The sequence below is a fragment of the Streptomyces sp. B21-105 genome, assembly GCF_036898465.1.
Taxonomy (GTDB): domain Bacteria; phylum Actinomycetota; class Actinomycetes; order Streptomycetales; family Streptomycetaceae; genus Streptomyces.
The window spans coordinates 5491760-5514827 of the sequence record NZ_JARUMJ010000001.1; the positions used below are offsets into that span (position 1 = coordinate 5491760).

The 23068-nt window shown below is 71.9% G+C and carries 21 protein-coding genes; 9 read left to right on the plus strand and 12 right to left on the minus strand.

Annotation, left to right across the window (positions count from 1 at the left end; all coding sequences use genetic code 11):
• Nucleotides 1-123 precede the first annotated feature (123 nt).
• From QA802_RS24770 to QA802_RS24780, 3 genes are read left to right on the plus strand one after another with little or no spacing between them, the layout of a single operon-like run.
• Nucleotides 124-1389, plus strand: a complete 1266-nt coding sequence (locus tag QA802_RS24770) for a LolA family protein (RefSeq protein ID WP_334526711.1) — start codon at nucleotides 124-126, stop codon at nucleotides 1387-1389.
• Between the two features lie 8 nt (nucleotides 1390-1397).
• A complete protein-coding gene (locus QA802_RS24775; protein WP_334526714.1) occupies nucleotides 1398-2399 on the plus strand; it encodes an ABC transporter ATP-binding protein in 1002 nt (333 codons plus the stop codon).
• Nucleotides 2386-3315, plus strand: coding sequence for an ABC transporter permease (locus QA802_RS24780; RefSeq protein WP_334526717.1), 930 nt, complete (start codon nucleotides 2386-2388; stop codon nucleotides 3313-3315). Before QA802_RS24775 ends, QA802_RS24780 begins: the two co-directional genes overlap by 14 nt.
• A 55-nt stretch (nucleotides 3316-3370) precedes the next feature.
• On the opposite strand, the gene QA802_RS24785 is transcribed toward QA802_RS24780, so the two are convergent.
• The 3 genes from QA802_RS24785 to QA802_RS24795 all read right to left on the minus strand — a co-directional run bounded on the left by QA802_RS24785 (nucleotide 3371) and on the right by QA802_RS24795 (nucleotide 5907).
• Nucleotides 3371-3958 (minus strand): flavodoxin family protein, encoded by a 588-nt coding sequence (locus tag QA802_RS24785; protein ID WP_319164236.1) that lies wholly within the window; start codon nucleotides 3956-3958, stop codon nucleotides 3371-3373.
• 117 nt (nucleotides 3959-4075) lie between these two features.
• On the minus strand, nucleotides 4076-5344 hold the full coding sequence (locus QA802_RS24790; protein WP_334526721.1) for an amidase family protein: 1269 nt from the start codon (nucleotides 5342-5344) through the stop codon (nucleotides 4076-4078).
• A gap of 44 nt (nucleotides 5345-5388) precedes the next feature.
• Entirely contained in the window at nucleotides 5389-5907 is a 519-nt protein-coding gene (locus tag QA802_RS24795) for a hypothetical protein (protein WP_334526723.1), read from the minus strand.
• A gap of 214 nt (nucleotides 5908-6121) precedes the next feature.
• On the opposite strand from QA802_RS24795, the gene QA802_RS24800 reads away from it, so the two are divergent.
• Nucleotides 6122-7606 carry a tetratricopeptide repeat protein gene (locus QA802_RS24800; protein WP_334526725.1) on the plus strand — a complete coding sequence of 495 codons (1485 nt, stop codon included), beginning with the start codon at nucleotides 6122-6124 and terminating at the stop codon, nucleotides 7604-7606.
• A gap of 79 nt (nucleotides 7607-7685) precedes the next feature.
• Here the strand turns inward: QA802_RS24800 and QA802_RS24805 are convergent, their stop codons facing one another.
• From QA802_RS24805 to QA802_RS24820, 4 genes are all read right to left on the minus strand, one after another.
• The gene (locus tag QA802_RS24805; protein ID WP_334526728.1) at nucleotides 7686-8639 is read right to left on the minus strand and encodes a M28 family metallopeptidase; all 954 of its coding nucleotides are present in this window, start codon (nucleotides 8637-8639) and stop codon (nucleotides 7686-7688) included.
• A gap of 208 nt (nucleotides 8640-8847) precedes the next feature.
• Nucleotides 8848-9366, minus strand: coding sequence for a VOC family protein (locus tag QA802_RS24810; protein ID WP_334526731.1), 519 nt, complete (start codon nucleotides 9364-9366; stop codon nucleotides 8848-8850).
• A 90-nt stretch (nucleotides 9367-9456) separates the two neighbouring features.
• A complete protein-coding gene (gene rarD / locus QA802_RS24815; RefSeq protein WP_334526734.1) occupies nucleotides 9457-10407 on the minus strand; it encodes an EamA family transporter RarD in 951 nt (316 codons plus the stop codon).
• Nucleotides 10408-10573: 166 nt separating this feature from the next.
• Entirely contained in the window at nucleotides 10574-11431 is an 858-nt protein-coding gene (locus QA802_RS24820) for an SDR family oxidoreductase (protein ID WP_334526737.1), read from the minus strand.
• 94 nt (nucleotides 11432-11525) lie between these two features.
• On the opposite strand from QA802_RS24820, the gene QA802_RS24825 reads away from it, so the two are divergent.
• Nucleotides 11526-11942 (plus strand): winged helix-turn-helix transcriptional regulator, encoded by a 417-nt coding sequence (locus QA802_RS24825; protein ID WP_443042177.1) that lies wholly within the window; start codon nucleotides 11526-11528, stop codon nucleotides 11940-11942.
• A 223-nt stretch (nucleotides 11943-12165) separates the two neighbouring features.
• Here the strand turns inward: QA802_RS24825 and QA802_RS24830 are convergent, their stop codons facing one another.
• The 5 genes from QA802_RS24830 to QA802_RS24850 all read right to left on the minus strand — a co-directional run bounded on the left by QA802_RS24830 (nucleotide 12166) and on the right by QA802_RS24850 (nucleotide 19419).
• Nucleotides 12166-13248 carry a 2-oxoacid:ferredoxin oxidoreductase subunit beta gene (locus QA802_RS24830; protein ID WP_334526744.1) on the minus strand — a complete coding sequence of 361 codons (1083 nt, stop codon included), beginning with the start codon at nucleotides 13246-13248 and terminating at the stop codon, nucleotides 12166-12168.
• Complete coding sequence (locus QA802_RS24835) at nucleotides 13241-15184, minus strand: 2-oxoacid:acceptor oxidoreductase subunit alpha (protein ID WP_334526747.1); 1944 nt, start codon at nucleotides 15182-15184, stop codon at nucleotides 13241-13243. Before QA802_RS24835 ends, QA802_RS24830 begins: the two co-directional genes overlap by 8 nt.
• A gap of 282 nt (nucleotides 15185-15466) precedes the next feature.
• Nucleotides 15467-16126 carry a LuxR C-terminal-related transcriptional regulator gene (locus QA802_RS24840; RefSeq protein ID WP_503461622.1) on the minus strand — a complete coding sequence of 220 codons (660 nt, stop codon included), beginning with the start codon at nucleotides 16124-16126 and terminating at the stop codon, nucleotides 15467-15469.
• A 492-nt stretch (nucleotides 16127-16618) separates the two neighbouring features.
• Nucleotides 16619-18043, minus strand: a complete 1425-nt coding sequence (locus tag QA802_RS24845; RefSeq protein ID WP_334526752.1) for a sensor histidine kinase — start codon at nucleotides 18041-18043, stop codon at nucleotides 16619-16621.
• Nucleotides 18044-18177: 134 nt separating this feature from the next.
• Nucleotides 18178-19419, minus strand: a complete 1242-nt coding sequence (locus QA802_RS24850; RefSeq protein ID WP_334526754.1) for a sensor histidine kinase — start codon at nucleotides 19417-19419, stop codon at nucleotides 18178-18180.
• Nucleotides 19420-19619: 200 nt separating this feature from the next.
• Between QA802_RS24850 and QA802_RS24855 the strand changes: the two genes are divergently transcribed.
• From QA802_RS24855 to QA802_RS24870, 4 genes are read left to right on the plus strand one after another with little or no spacing between them, the layout of a single operon-like run.
• Entirely contained in the window at nucleotides 19620-20027 is a 408-nt protein-coding gene (locus QA802_RS24855) for an NADH-quinone oxidoreductase subunit A (RefSeq protein ID WP_319164251.1), read from the plus strand.
• Nucleotides 20018-20668 carry an NADH-quinone oxidoreductase subunit B gene (locus QA802_RS24860; RefSeq protein ID WP_334526759.1) on the plus strand — a complete coding sequence of 217 codons (651 nt, stop codon included), beginning with the start codon at nucleotides 20018-20020 and terminating at the stop codon, nucleotides 20666-20668. Before QA802_RS24855 ends, QA802_RS24860 begins: the two co-directional genes overlap by 10 nt.
• Nucleotides 20665-22038, plus strand: coding sequence for an NADH-quinone oxidoreductase subunit C (locus QA802_RS24865; protein ID WP_334526762.1), 1374 nt, complete (start codon nucleotides 20665-20667; stop codon nucleotides 22036-22038). The genes QA802_RS24860 and QA802_RS24865 overlap by 4 nt, the downstream gene beginning before the upstream one ends.
• Nucleotides 22035-23003: a complex I subunit 1/NuoH family protein gene (locus QA802_RS24870; RefSeq protein ID WP_319164254.1), complete on the plus strand. Its 969-nt coding sequence runs from the start codon at nucleotides 22035-22037 to the stop codon at nucleotides 23001-23003. The genes QA802_RS24865 and QA802_RS24870 overlap by 4 nt, the downstream gene beginning before the upstream one ends.
• Nucleotides 23004-23068: the final 65 nt, after the last annotated feature.

A 23068-nucleotide genomic window follows, 5' to 3' on the forward strand; every position in this document is an offset into this window, starting at 1 on the left:
CGATTTGGTCAGATGGGAACCACGGAAAACACCACTCCTCACCGATTCGGGTGAGAATGGCGGCTCGGGGTGGGACGCTCAGCGTGAGGACCAGCCGCCGCCGACGACGGAGGTAAGGGACACATGGCACCGAAGGCATCCGACGACACCATGACCGGCGGGAACGCCATCGGCGGGGAGGCCGACGACCTGCGCGTCGGGCGGCGCAAGGCCGTGAGGTACGTCGTTCCGGTCACCGTGATCGGTGTCGCGGCCGCGACGATCGGACTGGTTCCGGCGCTCGCCGACTCCGGCGACCCCGACCTGCCGAAGATCACCGCACAGCAGCTCCTCGACAAGATCGCCGCCTCGGACGTACAGCAGTTGTCCGGAACGGTGAAGATCACTACGGATCTCGGACTGCCGAACCTCGGCGGGCTGGAGAGCGGTCTCCTCTCGGGGGCGGCCAAGGGTGACGACGGCTCGGCCGCCGATCCGTCCGCCAAGCTCACCGAACTCGCCTCCGGCACGCACACGTTGCGCGTCGCCGCCGACGGCCCGGACCGGCAGAAGCTCTCGCTGCTGGAGAACGCCGCCGAATACAGCGTCATCCACAACGGCAAGAACGTGTGGGCGTACGACAGCGGGTCCAACGAGGTCTACCACTCCACGGTCGACGAGAGCGCGGGGAAGAAGGCGGAGTCCCCCGTTCCCGCGACGCCCAAGGACCTCACCGAGGACGCCTTGAAGGCAGTCGACGACACGACGTCCGTGACCGTCGACGGCACGGCCCAGGTCGCCGGCCGCGACGCCTACAAGCTGGTGATCAAGCCGAAGCAGTCCGGGTCCACGGTGGGCGCGATCAGCGTGGCGGTGGACGCGAAGACGGGCCTGCCACTGAAGTTCACGCTGACTCCGACGAGCGGTGGCGCCGCCGTCGTGGACGCCGGGTTCACCCAGGTCACCTTCGCCAAGCCCGCCGCCTCCACCTTCGACTTCACCGCCCCCAAGGGTGCGAAGGTCACCGAGGGCGACGAGGCGGGCAAGGGTGACGAGGCCGGCAAGGGTGACGAGGGAGGCAGGCCGGCGCCCGGGCACGGCGGCTCCCACGACTTCGCCGAGGGCAAGCGCGGCCAGGACGGTCCCGAGGGCCTCGACGTCATCGGCGAGGGCTGGAGCTCGGTCGCCGTCTTCGGCACCGGCGGTGAGGGCGTGCCCTCGGGCGCCGAGGCCGGCGGCGACCTCGGCGGGTTCCTCGGTTCCATCGGCGACAAGGTGAGCGGAAAGTTCGGCTCGGGGACCGTCTTCTCCACCCGCCTGATCAACGCCCTGATGACGGACGACGGCAAGGTCTACGTCGGTGCGGTCACCAAGGACGCGCTGGTGAAGGCCGCAGACTCGGAAAAGTGAGGAAGTCCATGGACGACGTCGACGTCGTCGACGACGCTGACACCCACGTCGACGACGCAGACGTCCATGCCGACGAGGCCGTCATCCGCACCCGCGGCCTCACCAAGCGCTACCGCGGCGGACAGCTCGCCGTGGACGGTCTCGACCTCACCGTCCCGGCCGGCAGCGTCTTCGGCTTCCTCGGGCCCAACGGCTCCGGCAAGACGACCACCATCCGCATGCTGATGGGGCTCATCGAGCCCACGGCCGGCACGGCCCGCGTCCTGGGGCGACCCATGCCGCGGGACGTGCGGATCGTGCTGCCGTACGTCGGGGCCCTCATCGAGGGGCCCGCCCTCTACGGCTTCCTCTCCGGCCGGGACAACCTGCTGCGGTACGACGCCGCCGATCCGACGGCCGACCCGCGCACCCGGCGTGCGCGGGTGGAGGCGTCGCTGGACCGGGTGGGGCTGACGGCCGCCGCGGGCAAGAAGGCGAAGGCGTACTCCCTCGGCATGAAGCAGCGTCTCGGGCTTGCGGCCGCCCTGCTGCAGCCGCGCCGTCTGCTCGTCCTCGACGAGCCGACGAACGGGCTGGATCCGCAGGGCATGCGGGAGATCCGTTCGCTGGTCCGGCAGTTGGCCTCGGAGGGCACGACCGTCTTCCTCTCCTCTCACCTGCTCGACGAGATCGAGCAGGTGTGCACCCACGCGGCGGTGATGGCGCAGGGCCGGCTGATCGTGCAGGGGCCGGTGGCGGACCTCGCGGCGGGGACCCGCGGCCGGCTGGTCGTGACGACCCCGGACCCGGCGGACGCGGCCCGGGTGCTGAAGGAGCAGGGCGCGGCCGATGTCGTCGTCGGCGAGGACCGGGTGAGCGCGGAGGCGCCGCCGCCCGACCGCGATCCGGCCGACCTGAACACGGCACTGGTGACGGCGGGCGTCCGCGTCCGCGGCTTCGCCGTCGAACGAGCCTCCCTGGAGGACGCGTTCGTGGCGCTCACGGGAGAGGGCTTCGATGTCGCGGGCTGAAAGGGAAACAGAGCCCCCAAATCCGCCCCCGCCCCCACCCCCACCCCCGTCCCGGCCCCGGTCGTGGACCTGGACTCTCGGGCTGTTCCGCAGCGAGCTGCTGACGACCTTCCGGCGCTGGCGCACCCTCGCCCTGCTGGGCGTGCTGGCGGCGGTGCCGGTCCTGGTCGGGATCGCCGTCAGACTCGAGACCGGCGACGGCGGGTCGGGCGGTCCCGGCGGCGGGGGAGGGGGCGGCGGCGCGGGACCGGCGTTCATCGCGCAGATCACCAACAACGGCCTGTTCCTGGTCTTCACCGCGCTGGCCGTGACCCTGCCGTTCTTCCTGCCGATGGCGATCGGTGTCATCGCGGGCGACGCGATCGCCGGCGAGGCGAACACGGGCACCCTGCGGTACCTCTTGGTCGCCCCGGCCGGCCGCTCCCGCCTCCTCCTGGCCAAGTACGCGACCGTCATGACCTTCTGCCTCGTCGCCACCCTCGTGGTCACGCTCTCGGCACTGACGGTCGGAGCGCTGCTCTTCCCGCTCGGCGATCTGACGACGATCTCCGGCACCCGGATCGGCTTCGGGGACGGACTGCTGCGGGCGCTGCTGATCGCCGTGGCCGTCGCCCTGTCCCTGATCGGCGTGGCGGCGCTCGGCCTGTTCGTCTCGACGCTCACCAGCAGTGGCATCGCGGCGATGGCGACGACCGTCGGCCTGCTGATCACGGTCCAGATCCTCGACCAGATCCCCCAGCTCGACGCGCTCCAGCCGTACTTCTTCTCGCACTACTGGCTGTCCTTCGCCGACCTCATGCGCGAGCCCGTCTACTGGGACGACCTGCAGAAGAACCTCGGCCTCCAGGCGCTGTACGCGGCGTTCTTCGGCTCGGCGGCCTGGGCGCGCTTCACGACGAAGGACGTCACCGCGTAACCGGCGCGGGCCACAGCGAGCGTTCCGCGCTGTTCCGCGCTCGTTCCGCGTTCCTTCAGCGGGTCTCGTAGGGGAAGCGGGCGAGTGGGGTGTCCTGCGCGAAGAACGTTTTCGCCCGGGCCAGTGCCTCCGTGTCGTTCAGGACGTCGCCGGGCTTGCTGCCGTTGCCGAGCAGCACCCCTCCGAAACGCATCCCCAGGTACGCGGCCGAGTTGCGGAGCGTCCCGACGAGCGGGTCGGCGACCGAGGGCTGTGGGTCCGCCAGCACGGTGACGCCCCACAGAGTGCGCCCGGCCAGCGTCGCCTCGAAGTCGAGGCCGGGGGTGCGCAGCCAGCCCGACCAGTGGTCGAGATAGCGCTTGGTCTGCGCGGAGACCGAGTACCAGTACAGCGGGGACGCGAGCACGATGTCCGTCGCGGCGAGCGTGGCGTCGAGCAGCAGGGCGGCGCTGCCCTCGGTCGGGCGGACGTGGTCGATGTCGTGACGCTGGTCGGCGAAGTCGGGCAGGGCATGCTCGGCGAGGCTGATCCACGTCTGCTCCACATCGGACGGCAGCTGCTCCGCCGCCGCGCGGGCGAGCGACTCGGTGTTGCCGTCCGGGCGGCTGCTGCCCAGCACGAAAAGGACGTTGCGGCGCGTCATGTCTGATCCCCCAGTGGTCGGTGTGTGGCGTGACGCCAGGCCGGCATCCGCAATAGTATGCGCATGCATTAAATGTGTGCGCAAGCATATGGTGGGGAGTGAGAGGCGTGGTGGGCGTCAGCTCTCGGCGGCCCGGGCGACGGCCAGCAGCGTCGCTTCGCCGCCGTGGGCAGCGATCACCTGGAGTCCCAACGGACAGCCGTCCGCGCCGATCCCCGCGGGGAGACTGATCGCCGGGTGACCGCTCAGGTTGAACGCCCAGGTCAACGCCGTCGAATACCGGTCGCCGGGGCCCTCGTGACCGTGCGCGGGGTTCGGGGTGGTGGGCGTCAGCAGCAGGTCCGCCCGGGAGAAGAAGGCAGCCAGCAGTCGGTCGTTCGCCGCGCTGACGCTTTCGGCGGGGCCGCGGTCCGCACCGGGGCCACGGCCCGTTCCGGGGCCGCGGTCCGTTCCGGGGCCGCGGTCCGCGCCGGGGCCGCGGTCCGCGCCGGGGCCGCGCAGTGCCAACCAGGCCGGAGCGGGGTCCTCCAGGTGCAGCAGGGTTGCGGAGGGCAGCAGCCGTAGGACTCCGGCCGCGGCGAGGCGCGCCGCAGCGGCCCTGGCGACGGCGACCGGCTCGGGGTCGGGACCGGCGAAGCCCAGATCGGGGGAGAAGAGGGCGACGGGCGGATCGGGGTTCGCGGGGTTCGCTCTTTCGGGCGTTTCGGAAGCAGACTCCCGGGCTGTGATCCGCCAGTACGCCGCCGCGTCCGCCGCGTACCGGACCAGCACACCGGGCGCCGCCAGCCCCGTAAGGTCCCCGGCCCCGCCCCGCGTCGGATCGCCGGTCCGATCGCCCGGGGGCCGTCGGGCATTCGTGGTCTTCAGGCCGATCACTCCGCACCACGCGGCCGGGATGCGCACCGAGCCGGCGCCGTCGCTGCCGGTCGCGAGCGGGACGAGTCCGGCGGCCACCGCTGCCGCCGCGCCCGCCGAGGAGCCGCCTGGCGTGCGGTCCGCACGCCAGGGATTGACCGTGCGGCCGTGGGCGCCGAGTCCCCACGTCTGCCAGGGCGTCCCCGCGCCGGGCACGGCGGTCGCCCCCACCGGCACACAGCCGGCGGCGATCAACGGGCCCGCCGTACGCAGCCCGTACCGCCCCTTCACACCGATCGGCACCCCGGCCAGCGGCAGCCGCTCACCCGCGGCGACCCGCACCTCGACCTCACGCGCCGCTGAGAGGGCCCGTTCGTCCCAGACCTCGGCGAAGGCGCACAGGGAACGGTCTGCCCGGGCGATCCGGCCGAGCGCTTCGCCGACGACGTCCACCGCCCGAAGCCGACCCGCCCGCACGGCCTCGGCGAGTTCCACGGCCGGGGGCCACTCCCAGGGCCCGGCCGCCCTCATCCCGGCCCCGCGCCCGGTGAGCCCGTCCGGCCGCCCGCGCCCGCTCACCGGGACCGTCCGGTCACCGCCCCGGTGAGGCGGGACAACGGCTGGGTCTCTCGCGGCGGGCTGCCGGTCAGGTCGCCGAGCCGCCAGTCCGCCACCCACGGCACGCGGTACACGTCGATGACCGACTCGATCACCCCGACCCGCTGGACGAGCGGCCGCGGCAGCCGTCCCGGCGCGTCCGCGACGAGGACCACCGCCTCCAGGCCGAGGCCCTGCGGGACGTCCCCGCACCGGAACGCCTCCAGCGCGCGCAGGGCGGAATCCAGCCCCGTCGCGTGGGTGCGGGCGACCAGCAGGACGGACGGCGGAGCGCCGGCGCCCGGCCAGCCACGCCCGCAGTCGTGGCCGCCGTAGACCGCCGCGAGCGTGGTGCTGCCGGCCCCGCCGTGCGTGGCGACCCAGGAGAAGCGCCGGGGCGTGGCGACGTCAGGGTGGGGCGGCGGCGCCGGATCCGGTGCGGGCACCGGCCCGCGGATCCAGATCTCCGGCCCCCGCTGCCCGTCCGTCGTCCGCATCCTCGTGTTCCTCCCGGTCGTCGCCGCTGCTCCGGGCGGCCCGGGTTCCGGCTGGTTCCCGGCGCGGCCCGAGAGGGGGCGTGGGTTCCTGGAACGAGGCTGTGACGTCGTGGTGACGTGAGGACCGGGAGCGCTCGGAGAGACTCAACAGTACGTGTACATGTATGCGTACGTGGACGACCGGAGCGTGACGGCGCATCCGAGTGAGGAACCGATGTCTCGACTCAGCCGCGAGAAGAAGCGGGAACAGAAGCACCCCGGCCGGCCGGCCGGAGTGGTGGCGCCCCTCGACGTCCACGTCCGCGCGGGCGGTGCGGGCGGTGCGGGCGGTGCGGCGACGATAGGCGGTGTTCCGGTCGCGGCGGTCGAGGGCGAGGAGATCCAGCGCGCCGTCCTGGGCCACCTGCACCGCATCGCCCTCGCCACGGGCCACTCGGTTCTCGCCACCGTCCACGACGAACGCATCGGTTACGTCGTCCCCCTGCGCGTGGACCCGGACGGTTCCAGCCACTTCACGGCGGAGCCCCTGCGCACACCGGCGGCCCCGGCTCCGGCGGTCGCGCCTCCGGTGACTTCCGCCGTCGTCGAGGACGGACGGCCCTTGGCGCCCGGGCCCGGACGGGACAGCGCCACACACCTCCTGCGCCCCGTGTCCGAGCCGGTGCGGGACACCAGCCCCACCTTCCCCATGCGCACGGTGCCCGAGAGGGAGCCGGAGACGGAGAGGCACGCGGAGGCGGGGCGGACGCAGGGCTCGGACCCGTCACCGACGTACGCACTCCGGGCCGTACCGGAGTCGTCCCCCGAGCCGGAAGGCGCCATGGCTTCAGAGCCGGAGTCGGAGGAAGCCCTGGGTGACGTTCAGGCCCCCGGCACGGTCGCCGCCCCGACCGGTGTGTTCGGCCCGCCCCCGACCATGGACGAGCGACCGAACCCGGAAACCGCCACCCCCCAGGCCCCGACCGCACCCCCGAGTCAGGCCCCGACCGCACCCCCGCCCCAGGCCCCGACCTCGGTCCTGAACCCACCCTCGGCGCCCATTCCGCTCCCGCTTCCTGTGTCCGCCGTCCCCACCACCCTCACCTCGACCCCCAGCCCCACGCCGCTCGTCCCCGAGGAGCTCATCTCCGTCGCGGGCCTGGATCCCGACCCCAAACCCACCCCCGCCCGCGGCTTCGACGCGGTCGCGGAGGCGGTGCTCGGGGACGATCCCCGTACCCTGCAGGGCCCTGACGGAGCACCCGCGCTCCTCGCCGAGCCGATGGCTCGGATCAACGAGGCCGTCAGGGCGGGCCGGACGGACGTCGCGGCCGGCCTCGCGGAGCGAACCGTGCTGGAGGCGTCCGGGACGCTGGGGCCGGAGCACCCCGAAGTGCTCCGGCTGCGCGAACTCACCGCCTATATCGCCTACTTGGCGGGCGACCCGCTGCGGGCCTTCCACATCTCCCTCGAGCTGGCCCGCCTCCATCGCCGGGCCGGGGGCGCGGAGGGCGCGTACGGCAACGTCCAGAGCGCGGCCGCGGCCTGGCGTGCCGTACGCGACCCCTTCCAGGGCCTGAACCTGGGGACGGAACTCCTCGGCCTGTGGACGGAGCTCGCCGCCGAGGAGGGCCCCGCCGCGGACGACGTCGAGGAGCTGGAGTCGGCCCGCGCGCGCATGCTCCGGCTGGCCGCACGCGCCCGCAGGTCGGGCGGGTAGCGACCGCGAAGCAGCCGGGCGCGGACCGGACTCCGGTCAGGACTCGGTCAGGACGACAGGGCCAGGGCCGGAGCCCCCGTCAGGAGGACAGTGTCCAGACCGCGTACGCGGCTGCGTCCGCGTTGCGGTCGAGGGCGGTGTCGTCGATGTTGGCGGTGGTGTCGCAGGAGGAGTGGTAGCAGCGGTCGAAGGCCCGGCCGGACGTGCCGCCCCACTTGGCCGCCTGCGCCGCAGTCTTGCGGTAGTCCGCGCCGCTGAACAGACCGCCCACCGGCACGCCCGCGTTCTTGAAGGGGGCGTGGTCGGAGCGGCCGTCACCCTCGGTCTCGATCTCCGTCGGGACGCCGATGCCGGTGAAGTAGTCCTTGAACGTCTTCTCGATGGTCGGATCGTCGTCGTAGACGAAGTAACCGGGGTTCGGCGAGCCGATCATGTCGAAGTTGAGGTAGCCGCTGATGCGGGCGCGGTTCGCCGAGGACAGGTTGTTGACGTAGTACCGGGAGCCGACCATGCCCAGCTCCTCCGCGCCCCACCAGGCGAACCGCAGGTGTTTGGTGGGCTGGTAGCCGGTCCGGGCCACGGTCAGGGCGAGCTCCAGCACGGCCGCCGAACCGGAGCCGTTGTCGTTGATGCCCGCGCCCGCCGTGACGCTGTCGAGGTGGGAGCCGGCCATGACGACCCGGCCGGTGTCGCCGCCGGGCCAGTCGGCGATCAGGTTGTAGCCGGTGCGCCCGGACGACGTGAACTGCTGGACGACGGTGGTGTACCCGGCGGCGTCCAGCTTGGCCTTCGCATAGTCGAGCGAGGCCTTGTAGCCGGCCCGGCCGTGGGCGCGGTTGCCGCCGTTGGCGGTGGCTATGGACTGCAGCTGGGTCAGGTGCGCCTTGACGTTGGCCACGGGGATGTCGGGAGCGGCGGCGAGGGGGGCGGGCCCGGGTGCGGGGGCCGCGCCGGCCGTCGATCCTATGGTCAGGAGCATGACAATCGAGGCGGCGCCGGCGGCCGCCGCACGGCCGGAGACGGGGAGCTTCATGTGGGGGCTCCGAATTCCTCGGGAATCACCGGATCACAGGGATTCCACAGTGAGTGGGGTTCCAGGATCGTGAACTCTCACTGACCATGCGTCAAGAGCGCCAACAGGACACGGATCACCGGGCACACCGCGCCGGACGCACCGCGCCGGACGCACCGCGCCGGACGCACCGCGCCGGACGTGGAGCCCCGCCCTCACCCGTGCGCCCCTAGTGGACGCAGAACTCGTTCCCCTCGGGGTCGGCCATCACCACCCACTCGCCGGACGGCTCCTTCACCTCCCGCAGCACGCTCGCCCCCAGTCCGGCCAGCCGCGCCACTTCCTCGGACCGCCGTTGCGCACCGGGGTGCAGATCCAGATGGAGCCGGTTCTTCACCGTTTTGGCCTCCGGTACCCGCTGGAAAAGCAGCCGCCGCCCGAGTCCGGTCCCGCTGTCGGGGTCGTACGGGTCGCCGGGGTGGCGCACGGCGACCAGGTCCCGGAAGGCGAGCCGACCGTGGAATTCCACCGACGCCGCGCCCGGCAGCGCGCCCAGCTCCAGCAGTCGCTCGATGAGAGCGCCGTTGTCCTCGGCCGTGTAGTGCAGCGCGGCGGCCCAGAAGTCGGCCTGCGCGTGCGGGTCGGCGGCGTCGATCACGAGCTTCCAGTGCACGGGCACCGGCGTGGGCACGGGTGTGGGGGTGGGGGTGGGACCGGGCGAGGCCGACGATGCGGGTGTCTGCGTCATGCCGTCCACTCAACCAGCGAGCACGCCGCCGCGCGCGAGGTTCACCCGGAAGAGGGCCGGTCGTCAGGCGTCTGTGGGGACGGCCGGTCGTCAGGCGTCTGCGGGGGCCGGTGTCGCCAACGACGCCTCGGTCACCTCGACCTGCCTCTTCGGGCGGCGTGCGAAGCGCCATGCGTCCGCCGTGAGGAGCACCAGCGCGAGCCACACCAGGCCGAAGCCGGCCCAGCGCTCGGGCGGCATCGCCTCGTCGAAGTAGACGACGCCGAGCAGGAACTGGAAGACGGGGGCCAGGTACTGCAGCAGACCCAGCGTGGACAGCGGCACGCGGATCGCCGCCGCGCCGAAGCAGACGAGGGGGAGGGCGGTGACGAAACCGGTGGAGGCGAGGAGGGCCGCGTGCCCCGTGCCCTCCGTCGCGAACGTGGCGTCACCGTGCGCGGAAAGCCAGATCAGGTACGCCAGCGCCGGGAGGAACTGGACGGCCGTCTCGGCGGTCAGCGACTCGACCCCGCCGAGGTTGACCTTCTTCTTCACCAGCCCGTAGGTGGCGAACGAGAAGGCGAGGCAGAGGGAGATCCACGGCGGACGGCCGTAGCCGACGGTCAGCACCAGCACCGCCGCGAAGCCGACGCCGACGGCCACCCACTGAACTGGCCGCAGGCGTTCCTTGAGGATCAGCACCCCCATGGCGATGGTGACCAGGGGGTTGATGAAGTATCCGAGGGACGCCTCGACCACGTGGCCGCTGTTGACGGCCCAGATGTAGACGCCCCAGTTCACGGTGATGACGGCCGCGGCGACCACCACGAGCGCCAGCCGGCGAGGCTGCCGCAGCAGCTCTCCTGCCCACGCCCAGCGCCGCACCACGAGAAGGGCGACGCCGACGAAGGCGAGGGACCACACCATGCGGTGGGCGAGGATCTCGGTCGCCCCGGCCGGCTTGAGCAGCGGCCAGAAGAGGGGCACGAGGCCCCACATCCCGTACGCCGCGAAGCCGTTCAGCAGACCTATCCGGCCCTCACTCTTCGACGTCCCGGCCACCACGGGCCCCTCTCTCTCGCGGCAGGCCCTCCCACGTCAGGCATGCGTGGACGACGGTAACGCCGAGCACCCCCGCCTGTCATGTCCGTATCGCCATACGGTCATGACAGGCGGGGGTGGGGTGACTCACGCACCGGCGCGGAAGCGGTCAGCCCTGCAGCGGCGGTCAGCCCTTGAGCGCGACCGCGATCGAGTCGGCGATCGGCGTGGTGGGACGTCCCGTCAGCCGGGACAGGTCGCCGCTCGTGCCGGCCAGCTCACCCTTCGCGATGGACGCCTCCACACCGCCCAGGATCGCGGCGAGCGGGCCCGGGAGTCCGGCGTGGGTCGTCAGGATGCCGACGAAGTCATCGACCGAGACGGCGTTGTAGACGATCTCCCGCCCGGTCTGCCGGCTCAGCTCGGCCGCGTACTCGGCGAAGCTCCAGGCGGTGTCGCCGCTCAGCTCGTACGTCGTGTTCTCGTGGCCCTCGCCGGTGAGGACGGCCACCGCGGCGGCGGCGTAGTCGGCCCGGGCGGCGGAGGCGACGCGGCCCTCGCCGGCGGCCTGGGTGACGGCGTTGGTCTGCAGCACGGGGGCCAGCTGCTCGGTGTAGTTCTCGTTGTACCAGCCGTTGCGCAGCAGCGTGTAGGGGACGCCGGACTCGAGGAGCGCCGCTTCCGTGCCCTTGTGGTCGTCGGCGAGCGCGGCGCTCAGGGAGCCGAGGGCGCTGGTGTAGGCGAGGAGGGCGACGCCGGCGGCCTTCGCGGCGTCGATGACGACCTTGTGCTGCCCGACGCGGCCCTTGTCGAACTCGTTGCCGGAGACGAGGAGCACCTTGTCGCCGGCGGCGAAGAGGCCGTCGAAGGTCTCGGGGGCGTTGTAGTCGGCGACGGCGAGCCTGACGCCGCGGGCCGCGAGGTCGGCGGCCTTGGCCTCGTCGCGCACGACGGCTGTTATCTGCTCTGCCGGAACCTTCTCCAGCAACTGCTCGACGACGTGACGGCCGAGGTTTCCGGTGGCTCCGGTGACGACGATGCTCATGGCTCAGAAACTCCTGGTGGGGTTGCGGGGATGCACTAACCCTAAGGGAAGCGCTAACTGAACGAAAGTACCCACTTTGAAGTAAGGTACTGGCATGACCGTAAGTACCCCGCGAGCAAGTGCCCCGCGAGCAAGTACCCCGAGGGTCGACGACGCGATGTGCCCGTACCGTCTGGTCCTCGAGCACCTCACCAGCCGCTGGGGCGTTCTCGTGCTGATCCACCTTCTCGACCGCTCGTACCGGTTCAGCGAACTGCGCCGGGCGATCGGCCAGGTCAGCGAGAAGATGCTGACCCAGACCCTGCAGACCCTGGAGCGCGACGGCCTCGTCCACCGCGACGCCAAGCCGGTGATCCCGCCCCGCGTCGACTACTCCCTCACCGACCTCGGCCGGGAGGCCGCGGAGCAGGTGCGCGCACTGGCCGACTGGACGCACCGGCGCATGCCCGAGGTGGAGCAGGCCCGCCAGACATACGACGAGGCCCGGGACCACCGGCCCCGGGCCCACTAGCCGCCCACGCGGTTCGCGCCGCACGCCGCGCGCGCACATCGCACCGCGCCCGCACACGGCACCGCGCCCGCACACGGCACCGCGCCCGCACACGGCACCGCGCCCGCACACGCACATCACACCGTGCCCGCACACGGCACCGCGCCCGCACACGGCACCGCGCCCGCACACGGCACCGCGCCCGCACACGCACATCACACCGTGCCCGCGCGGGCCGTTCGTCTCAGCCGGAGACGGTCCAGGTGTCGCCGCCCGCCAGCAGTGCGGCGAGGTCGCCCTTGCCGTGCTGCTCGATGGCGGTGTCGAGCTGGTCCGCCATCTGCGTGTCGTACACGGGCCGTTCCACCGAGCGCAGCACGCCGATGGGCGTGTGGTGCAGGGTGTCGGGGTCGGTGAGACGGGAGAGGGCGAAGGCGGTGGTCGGAGACGCGGCGTGCGCGTCGTGGACCAGGACGTCGGCCTCGTTCTCCGGCGTCACCGCCACCACCTTCAGATCGCCGGTCGCCCGGTCGCGGACGACGCCCTTGGCCAGGCCGGCCCCGAACCGGACGGGCTGCCCGTGCTCCAGCCGGATCACCGCCTCCTCGGCGCTCTCACGGTCCTTCAGGGCGTCGAACGCGCCGTCGTTGAAGATGTTGCAGTTCTGGTAGATCTCGACCAGCGCCGTGCCGGAGTGGGCGGCCGCCTGGCGCAGCACGTCGGTGAGGTGCTTGCGGTCGGAGTCGACGGTGCGGGCGACGAAGGAGGCCTCCGCGCCGATGGCGAGGGACACCGGGTTGAAGGGCGAGTCCAGTGAGCCCATCGGCGTCGACTTGGTGATCTTGCCGACTTCGGAGGTGGGGGAGTACTGGCCCTTGGTCAGGCCGTAGATCCTGTTGTTGAAGAGGAGGATCTTGAGATTGACGTTGCGGCGCAGGGCATGGATGAGGTGGTTGCCGCCGATGGACAGGGCGTCGCCGTCGCCGGTGACGACCCAGACCGACAGGTCGCGGCGCGAGGAGGCCAGGCCGGTCGCGATGGCGGGAGCGCGGCCGTGGATGGAGTGCATCCCGTAGGTGTTCATGTAGTACGGGAAGCGCGAGGAACAGCCGATGCCCGAGACGAAGACGATGTTCTCCCGCGCCAGACCCAGCTCCGGCATGAAGCCCTGGACCGCGGCGAGGATCGCGTAGTCCCCGCAGCCCGGGCACCAGCGCACCTCCTGGTCGGACTTGAAGTCCTTCATGGACTGCCGGGCCTCGGCCTTGGGCACGAGGGCGAGCGCCTCGGTGGTGCCGCCGGGGCGGTGTGTCGACGTCTCAGTCATCGATGGCCTCCTTGAGCGCCGCGGCGAGCTGCTCCGCTTTGAACGGCATGCCGTTGACCTGGTTGTAGGAGCGGGCGTCCACCAGGTACTTCGCCCGGATGAGGGTGGCGAGCTGGCCGAGGTTCATCTCGGGGACGACGACCTTGTCGTACCCCTTCAGCACCGCTTCGAGGTTGCGCGGGAAGGGGTTCAGGTGGCGCAGATGGGCCTGCGCGATCGGCGTCCCGGAGGCGCGCAGCCGCCGTACCGCCGCGGTGATCGGCCCGTAGGTGGAACCCCAGCCCAGCACCAGGGTCCGGGCGGCGTGCGGGTCGTCGACCTCGAGGTCCGGGACCTCGATGCCGTCCACCTTGGCCTGGCGGGTGCGGACCATGAAGTCGTGGTTGGCCGGGTCGTAGGAGATGTTGCCGGTGCCGTCCTGCTTCTCGATCCCGCCGATGCGGTGCTCCAGGCCGGGCGTGCCCGGGATCGCCCAGGGGCGGGCCAGGGTGTGCGGGTCGCGCTTGTAGGGCCAGAAGACCTCGGTGCCGTCGGCCAGGGTGTGGTTGGGGCCCTGCGCGAACTGCACCCGCAGATCCGGCAGCTCGTCCGGCGACGGCACCCGCCACGGCTCGGAGCCGTTGGCCAGATAGCCGTCCGAGAGCAGGAACACCGGGGTGCGGTAGGTGAGGGCGATGCGGACGGCGTCCAGGACGGCGTCGAAGCAGTCGGCCGGGGTGCGCGGGGCCACGATCGGCACCGGGGCCTCGCCGTTGCGGCCGTACATCGCCTGCAGCAGGTCCGCCTGCTCGGTCTTGGTCGGCAGGCCCGTCGACGGCCCGCCGCGCTGGATGTCGATCACGAGCAGCGGCAGTTCGAGCGACACGGCGAGGCCGATCGTCTCCGATTTCAGCGCCACGCCCGGGCCCGACGTCGTGGTGACGGCCAGGCTGCCGCCGAAGGCCGCGCCCAGCGCCGCGCCGATCCCGGCGATCTCGTCCTCCGCCTGGAAGGTACGCACGCCGAAGTTCTTGTGCTTCGACAGTTCGTGCAGGATGTCCGAGGCCGGTGTGATCGGATAGGAGCCCAGGAACAGTGGCAGATCCGCCTGCCGCGAGGCGGCGACGAGGCCGTAGGACAGGGCCAGGTTCCCGGAGATGTTGCGGTAGACGCCGGCCGGGAAGGCCTGCGCGGCCGGAGCGACCTCGTAGGAGACCGCGAAGTCCTCGGTCGTCTCCCCGAAGTTCCAGCCGGCTTGGAACGCGGCCAGGTTGGCCCGCATGATCTCGGGCTTCTTCGCGAACTTCGACTTGAGGAACTTCTCGGTGCCCTCGGTGGGCCGGTGGTACATCCACGACAAGAGACCGAGCGCGAACATGTTCTTGCTGCGCTCGGCCTCTTTACGGGTGAGGTCGAATTCCTTGAGCGCCTCGACGGTCAGTGTGGTCAGTGGGACCGGGTGGAGCTGATAACCGTCGAGGGAGCCGTCCTCCAGCGGCGAGGCCGCGTACCCGACTTTCTGCATGGCGCGTTTGGTGAACTCGTCCGTGTTGACGATGATCTGGGCCCCGCGCGGCACATCGGCGATGTTCGCCTTCAGCGCCGCCGGGTTCATGGCCACCAGCACATTCGGCGCGTCGCCCGGAGTGAGGATGTCGTGATCGGCGAAATGCAGCTGGAACGACGACACCCCGGGCAGCGTTCCCGCGGGCGCGCGGATCTCGGCCGGGAAGTTCGGCAGCGTCGAAAGATCGTTGCCGAACGACGCCGTCTCCGAAGTGAAACGATCACCGGTCAACTGCATGCCGTCGCCGGAGTCCCCCGCGAACCTGATGATCACCCGGTCGAGCCGGCGGACGTCCTTCGTCCCGCCCCGTCTGCGCTGCTCTCCCACGACGGCCGCATCCGCTCCGTCGGTTCCGTCGGCCTGTTCTGCTGGGCTGACCTGACTGGTCACTGAACTGGACCTCCCTCGAGGCGGCTGTCCCGGAGCGCCCTTCCCGAAGGCCCTCCACGGATCAACCCTACGTCTGTAAGGGTCGCCTTCCTTCGGCCATTCGTATGACGGTCACTGTCCCGAGACGGCCCGGCACCCCCGCTAACCATGATTTCCCGCCCCCCGGCGCTCCTCCGTTAGACGCTCCGGAATCCCGCCGCGGTTCTGTGGTGTTTCTCCGCCGCTTCCTCCGAGTTCCCCCCTCTGATTTCCTGACCCGACGAACGGCACAGTGCCATCTGTTTATGAATTCAGGTAAGTGAGAACTGCCAGTACTCGGCGGTGATCTCCGTCACTCGGCGACAACCCGAGCTTCAGGAAGATATTGCTGACGTGCTTCTCGACGGCTCCGTCGCTGACGACCAGCTGCCGGGCGACCGCCGAATTGGTCCGCCCCTCGGCCATCAGCCCGAGGACCTCCCGCTCCCGCGGGGTGAGCCCCGCCAGCACGTCCTGCTTCCTGCTCCGCCCGAGCAGCTGCGCCACGACCTCCGGGTCCAGAGCGGTGCCGCCCTCGGCGACCCGCACCACGGCGTCCACGAACTCCCGCACCTCGGCCACACGGTCCTTGAGGAGATACCCGACCCCGCGACTGGAACCGGCCAGCAGTTCGGTGGCGTACCGCTCCTCCACATACTGTGACAGCACCAGCACGCCCAGTCCGGGGTGCGCTTTGCGCAGTTGGACGGCGGCCCGCACACCCTCGTCCGTATGGGTCGGCGGCATCCGCACGTCCGCGACGACGACGTCGGGCAGCGCGCCCTCGTCGTTCAGCTCGGTGATCGTCTTGACCAGGGCTTCGGCGTCCCCGACCCCCGCGACCACGTCGTGTCCCCGGTCGGTGAGCAACCGGGTCAGCCCCTCCCGCAACAGCACCGAATCCTCGGCGATGACCACCCGCACCCTGTCCTCCACGATCCTCGGCCCCCCAGCCGCCCACCCGTCCGCCCGTCGGTCGAACCAGTCAAGCATTTCAGCAACAGACTCGTCTCTACCCGGCGAGAGTCGGGCCCGGCTGGAGGACGACGCGAAAACAGCCCCGACCCACCGTCTTTCGGCCGCCGGCCGAGGCGACGGGAGGAGGGGGTCGGAGCCGCGTGACGAAGGGCGAGGGATGGGAGCCGGTGGCGGGAGGAAGAGGCCGGGAGCGGCGTGACGAGGGGCGAGGGGCGGGAGCGGCGTGACGAGGGGCGAGGGGCGGGAGCGGCGTGACGAGGGGCGAGGGGCGGGAGCGGCGTGACGAGGGGCGAGGGGCGGGAGCGGCGTGACGAGGGGCGAGGGGCGGGAGCGGCGTGACGAGGGGCGAGGGCCGGGAGCCAAGAGGCGACGGCCGGCAGCCGGCAGCCGCGTGACGAAAGTCCGGGAGGGGAGGGCCGTCCCGTGGGTCGACGGCTGTCAGACCTGGCCGCCCCGCCAGGGCAGCTCCGCGGTGACCCTGGTGGGGCCGCCCACCGGTGAGTCCACGACGAGGATCCCGTCCACCGAGTCCAGCCGTCCGGCGAGCCCGGCCAGCCCCGACCCGCCGCCGGAGGCGTCCGCTCCGCCCACCCCGTCGTCCGCCACCTGCAGCATCAGCCGGTCCTTCGCCCGCCACACGTCGACCGAGGCCGACCGGGCACCGCTGTGCTTGCTGATGTTCTGCAGCAGCTCCGACACGGTGAAGTAGGCGATGCCCTCGATCGCCGGAGCCGGCCGTTCGGCCAGGTCCACTTCCACCTTCACCGGAACCGTGCAGCGCGAGGCCACCGAGGACAGCGCCGCGTCCAGCCCGCGGTCGGTCAGGACGGCCGGGTGGATGCCGCGCGCCAGGTCCCGCAGCTCCTGCAGCGCCGTCTTCACCTCGCCGTGCGCCTCGCCCACCATCCGCGCCGCCGTCTGCGGGTCGTCCCGCAGCTTCTCCTTCGCCATCCCGAGGTCCATCGCCAGCGCCACCAGCCGGGCCTGCGCCCCGTCGTGCAGATCGCGCTCGATGCGCCGCAGATCGGCGGCCGCCGTGTCCACCACGACCCCGCGGTCGGACTCCAGCTCCACCACCCGCGCCCCCAGCGACGACGGCCCCAGCAGCCCGTGCACCAGCAGCCGGTCCACCGTCGTCAGCGCCCGCACGATCCACGGCGTGGCCAGCGTGATGAGCAGACCCACCAGAGCCGTCACCGCGATCTCGAACGGGTTGTCGAGGTAGACGCTGTGGTGTTCGTCGCCGTACAGCTGGACGCCGCCCTGACCGCCGTGCACCGGGAAGACCCAGAACCACAGCGGATACGTCAGCATGCTCCAGCCGGCCGACCACACCGCCACGGTGACGCCGAAGGACAGCACCGCCCACGGCAGGTGCAGCACCGCGTACAGGGCGCTCCGCCAGGACGTGCCGCTCTTGAGGGCGGCCGCCATCCACGCCATCGCACCGCTTCCGCGCGGCCGCAGCGGCTCCGGGGAGGCCACCTCCAGACCGAGCAGCCCGCGCGCCCGGGCCCGTTCCAGCGCCCCGAAGCCCCGGCACGCGGTCAGGCCCGCCGCCAGCACCGGGATGCCGAGGAACGTCACCAGCAGGCCCGCCCCGAGGGACAGCATCGTCACCGCGAAGGTGAACCCCACGATGCTGATCGGCAGGCTCAGCAGGACGTACACGAGCTCCTGCCAGTGGCGCGCGGTGAGGGGCTCACGCAGTCCCACCGGAAGCAGCTGCCGGCGCTCCCGTGCCCCGTGCCCGGCCTCGCCCCCGCGCCCGTACCCGCGGTCGTCGCGGACGTATCCGTCGTGCCCTGCGTTCCCGTCGTACCGCCCGTGCGGGTGCCCGTACTGGTCGTACTGCGTGGCCATCGGCGTCGTCCGTTCTACTCGTCCTGCTCATCGCGCAGCTGTCGATCCGTACCTCCCAGCCTCCTCGGCGGCCGTCGCGCGGACCATGGAGTCCGTCGGCCTCTTGGAAGGGGGGTTTTCCCTACCCCGCGCGGTCACGGCCTCCCGCCCCGGTCCCGCCAGGGGAGCTCCGCGGTCACCGTCGTGGGACCCCCCTCCGGCGACTCCAGGACGAAGAGCCCGTCGACGGCGTCCAGCCGTTCCGCCAGCCCCCGCATCCCCGATCCGCCGTCGATCCGCGCGCCGCCCCGGCCGTCGTCCCACACCTGGACGAGCATCCGGTCGCCCGACCGCCACACGTCGACCGAGGCCGACCGGGCCCCGCTGTGCTTGCTGATGTTCTGCAGCAGCTCCGACACGGTGAAGTAGGCGATGCCCTCGATGGCCTGCGCCGGCCTGCTCGGCAGGTCGGCGGTCACCTTCACCGGCACCGTGCAGCGCGAGGCCACCGAGGACAGCGCGGCGTCCAGCCCGCGGTCGGTCAGGACGGCCGGGTGGATGCCGCGCGCCAGGTCCCGCAGCTCCTGCAGCGCCAGCTTCACCTCGCCGTGCGCCTCCTCCACCATCGCCGCCACGACCTCGTCGGCCTGCCCCTCCAGCAACTTCTCCTTGGCCAGACCCAGCCCCATCGCCAGGTTCACCAGCCGGGCCTGCGCCCCGTCGTGCAGATCGCGCTCGATGCGCCGCAGATCGGCGGCCGCCGTGTCCACCACGACCCCGCGGTCGGACTCCAGCTCCGCGATCCGCCGCTCCAACTCGTCGGACGGTGAGAGCAGGCCCCGCACCATCGCCCGGTCCGCGTTGGTCAGACCGCGCGCCAGGAACGGCAGCACCGGCCACAGCACGAACAGCGAGGGCACCACCACGCTGAACGTGACAACGCCCCAGGGCAGCCGGATCAGGTCGTACAGCACCGTGCGCCAGGCCACCGGGTCCTTCAGCACCAGCCACATCCGCTGCAGCGGGCCGCCCGCCCTGCGCAGCGGCAGCGGGCTCGGCTCGTCGATCCGCACCCGGAGCAGCTTGCGCGCCCGCGCCCGTTCGAAGCGGCCCATCAGCCGCGCCCCGCCCAGCCCGAGCGCGAGCAACGGCAACCCCACCACCGTGACGGTCATCGAGGCCCCGGTGACGATCACCGTCATCACATAGGTGAACCCGATCAACGCCATCGGCAGATTGGTCAGCAGGTACGCGATCTCCCGCCAGGTCTGCGGATCGAACGCGGCCCGGGCCGGAGGCAGACGGTCGTCGTCGTGCCCCGCGCCAGGCCGGCCGGAGGAAGCCGGTCGGCCGGAGGGACCCGAAGGGACGGCGGAATGGCTGGCGGAAGCGGTCATACGGGCTAGCCTGCCGCCCTGCACGACCCCGCGCCATGAGGTCTGCTGCCTTCCGCTACCGGGGGAAAACCCCCGCCTCACGTCCCGACCCGTGACGGGCTGCTTACCGTCCCTTTATCAGGGCCTAGACTCCCGTGCGTACAGATCGTCGAACCGGCCTGCCGTCGAAGAGGCTGAGGTCAGGGAGCGAGGGGACGGACGTGCGGGAACCGACCGTCGATGTCGCTGCGGACTATGCGGCCGACTACTTCCAGTCCTACTCCGTCGTCGGGCTGCTCGCCGTCGTCGGCGTGCTGTTCGTCGCCGTCGCCTTCGGCGCGGGACGCCTGCTGCGCCCGGTGGTCCCCACCCCGGAGAAGCTTCTGACGTACGAGTGCGGAGTCGACCCCGTCGGCGAGGGCTGGGCCCACACCCAGGTCCGCTACTACGTCTACGCCTTCCTCTACGTCATCTTCGCGGTCGACTCGATCTTCCTCTTCCCCTGGGCGACGGTCTTCGCCGCCCCCGGCTACGGCGCGACCACGCTCGTCGAGATGTTCGTCTTCCTCGGCTTCCTCACCGTGGGCCTGCTGTACGCATACAAGAAGGGCGTCCTGACATGGGCGTGACGCCGGAACAAGCGGCTTCCGAGCCCGTTCTGCTGCCCGAGCCGAAGCGGCTCGGCACGCTGGCCCGACTCGCCCCCGAGCCGATGAAGGTGATCCTGAACTGGGGCCGCCGCTACTCGCTCTGGGTCTTCAACTTCGGCCTCGCCTGCTGCGCGATCGAGTTCATCGCCGCCTCGATGGCCCGCCACGACTTCATCCGCCTCGGCGTCATCCCCTTCGCACCGGGTCCGCGCCAAGCCGACCTGATGATCGTCTCCGGCACGGTCACGGACAAGATGGCCCCGGCCGTGAAGCGCCTCTACGAGCAGATGCCGGAACCGAAGTACGTCATCTCCTTCGGCGCGTGCAGCAACTGCGGCGGCCCCTACTGGGACTCGTACTCGGTGACCAAAGGCGTCGACCAGATCATCCCCGTGGACGTGTACGTGCCGGGCTGCCCGCCACGCCCGGAAGCTCTGCTCCAGGGCATCCTCAAGCTCCAGGAGAAGATCGCGCGCGAGTCCCTCGACGAGCGCTACGCCACCGCCCCCGCTCGCCGCCCTGCCCCGTCGCGTGCCTCGACCGCGGCCCTGCAGAGCGGCCTGGTACGGCCTCCGGCGTCACCGGGTTCATCGACGCCGCCGTCCGAGGAGGGCCGATGACCACGACCGGGTGGCTCCCCGCCCCCGCCGAGGACCTCTTCGGCCCGCACTCCACAGCCGAGGAGTCCTACGACGTCCTGACCGTGGACGTCCCGCCGGCCTCCTGGACCGACGCCCTGCACGTGGCCCGCGACCGTCTGTCCTGCACCTACTTCGACTGGCTGAGCGCCGTCGACGAACCGGGCACCGGCTTCCACGTCTTTGCGCACGTCGTGGCCCTGTCCCCGGTGCGCCGCCTGCTGGTACGCACGACGATCCCGCACGACGCCCCGACCCTCGCCTCCGCAGTCGACGTCTACGCGGGCGCCGCCTGGCACGAACGCGAGACGCACGAAATGTTCGGCATCGCCTTCGAAGGCCACCCCGCACTCGACCACCTCCTCCTTCCCGAGACCTTCGAAGGCCACCCCCTGCGCAAGGACTTCGTCCTGGCCGCCCGCGTCGCCAAGGCCTGGCCCGGCGCGAAGGAGCCCGGCGAGTCCGAGCACGGCGGCCCCAAGCGCCGGCAGATGCTTCCCCCGGGCGTCCCCGACCCCAACGAGTGGGGTCCCCTGAAGGGCCAGCTGCCTCCGGCCCCGGCCCGCCCCGCCCGAACCCCGGCCGCCCGTGCGACAGGCGACCGCCCTGCCCGCCGCACCCGCGCGGCCTCACAGGGCTCCGCCAGCCAGACGGCCCCGACGGCCACCCCGCCCCCGGCCGCCGCACCGCCGGCGACAGCACCCGACGCCACCGACGGCCCCGGCACGGCGCCCACGCCGCCGGCGACAGCACCGTCCACCGCCGCCATGCCGCCGCCGGTGACCCCGGGAACCCCGGCGGGGCCCCGTCGTGCCCGCAGCGCATCCCAGGGCTCCGCCTCCCAGCGCCCCCAACCCCCGGCGGCGCCCTCCGACACCCCGGCCCGCCCCTCCACGGCCCCCCGCTCCGCCGACGCCCCCTGGCACCACGCCCGCCCCGCCTTCGACGCCCCACCGGCGTCCGAAGAGCCGACCGCCGAGCCGAAGCCACACGCCGAGCGGAAGCCGCAGTCGGGAAACCGGCCGAGGACGGAGCCGGAGCCCACGGCGGAGCCCGGGCGTGGGGCAGAGTCGCAGCGGGCGATGGAGCCCGAGCCCCCCGCAGACCCTCAGCCCACCGCAGAACCCGACCCCACCGCAGAACCCGAGCCCACCGCGGAGCCCGCACCTGAGGCGGAGACGGCGCCTCAGACCGAGGCCGCGCCGGGTGCCGCGACTGAGGCGCCCCCGGAGCGAGACCGCAAGCCCGATTCCCCCTCGAACCGGGCCTCGAACCCGGGCTCGGGCTCGAACCCGGGCTCGGGCTCCGAGCGTCCGGCCACCGATGACGACCCTGCAGGAGGCCCGCAGTGAACGACGCGCTCGACGTCGCCCTGCGACTCCTGGTCGTCTTCGTCGTCTTCCTCACCTTCCCTCTGATCATCGGTCAGACCGAGCACAAGGTGATGGCCCATATGCAGGGCCGCCTGGGCCCGATGTACGCGGGCGGCTTCCACGGCTGGGCCCAGCTCGTCGCGGACGGCGTGAAGTTCGCGCAGAAGGAGGACATCGTCCCCGCGGGCGCGGACCGCCGTATCTTCCAGCTCGCGCCGGCCGTGGCCCTGCTGCCGTATCTGCTCGTTCTCCTCGCCATCCCCATCGGCCCGGGCGAGGGCGCCGTGGGGCAGGTCCTGGACGCGGGGATCTTCTTCGTCCTCGCCGTGATGGGCGTCGGTGTGCTCGGCTCCCTCATGGCCGGCTGGGCCAGCGCCAACAAGTTCTCCCTTCTCGGCGGTCTGCGCACCGCCGCTCAGCTGCTCGCCTACGAACTGCCGATGCTGCTCACCGCCGCGTCGGTCGCGATGGCTGCCGGGACTGTCTCCCTGCCCGGCATCGTCGACGCGTTCGAGTGGTGGTGGCTGCCGTGGCAGATCACCGGAGCGGTCGTCTTCTTCATCGCCGGTCTGGCCGAACTCCAGCGCCCTCCCTTCGACATGCCGGTCGCCGACTCGGAGATCATCTTCGGTGCGTACACCGAGTACACAGGACTGCGCTTCGCTCTCTTCCTCCTTGCCGAGTACGCCGGGATCGTCGTCCTGTGCGGACTGACCACCGTCCTCTTCCTGGGCGGCTGGCACGGTCCCTGGGGCGCCGACGGCCTCGGCTGGGTCTGGACCCTGCTCAAGACGGCCGTCCTCGCCTTCGTCGTCATCTGGCTGCGCGTCACCTACCCCCGCCTGCGCGAGGACCAGCTGCAGAAGTTCTCCTGGACCCTCCTTGTCCCCCTCTCTCTCGCTCAGATCGCCCTCACCGGCATCGTCAAGGTGGTGATCCAGTAGCCATGTCCCGCCCGTCACCCGACCACCACACCCCGGCGCCCCCAGCGGCCCCGGCAGCCCCTGCG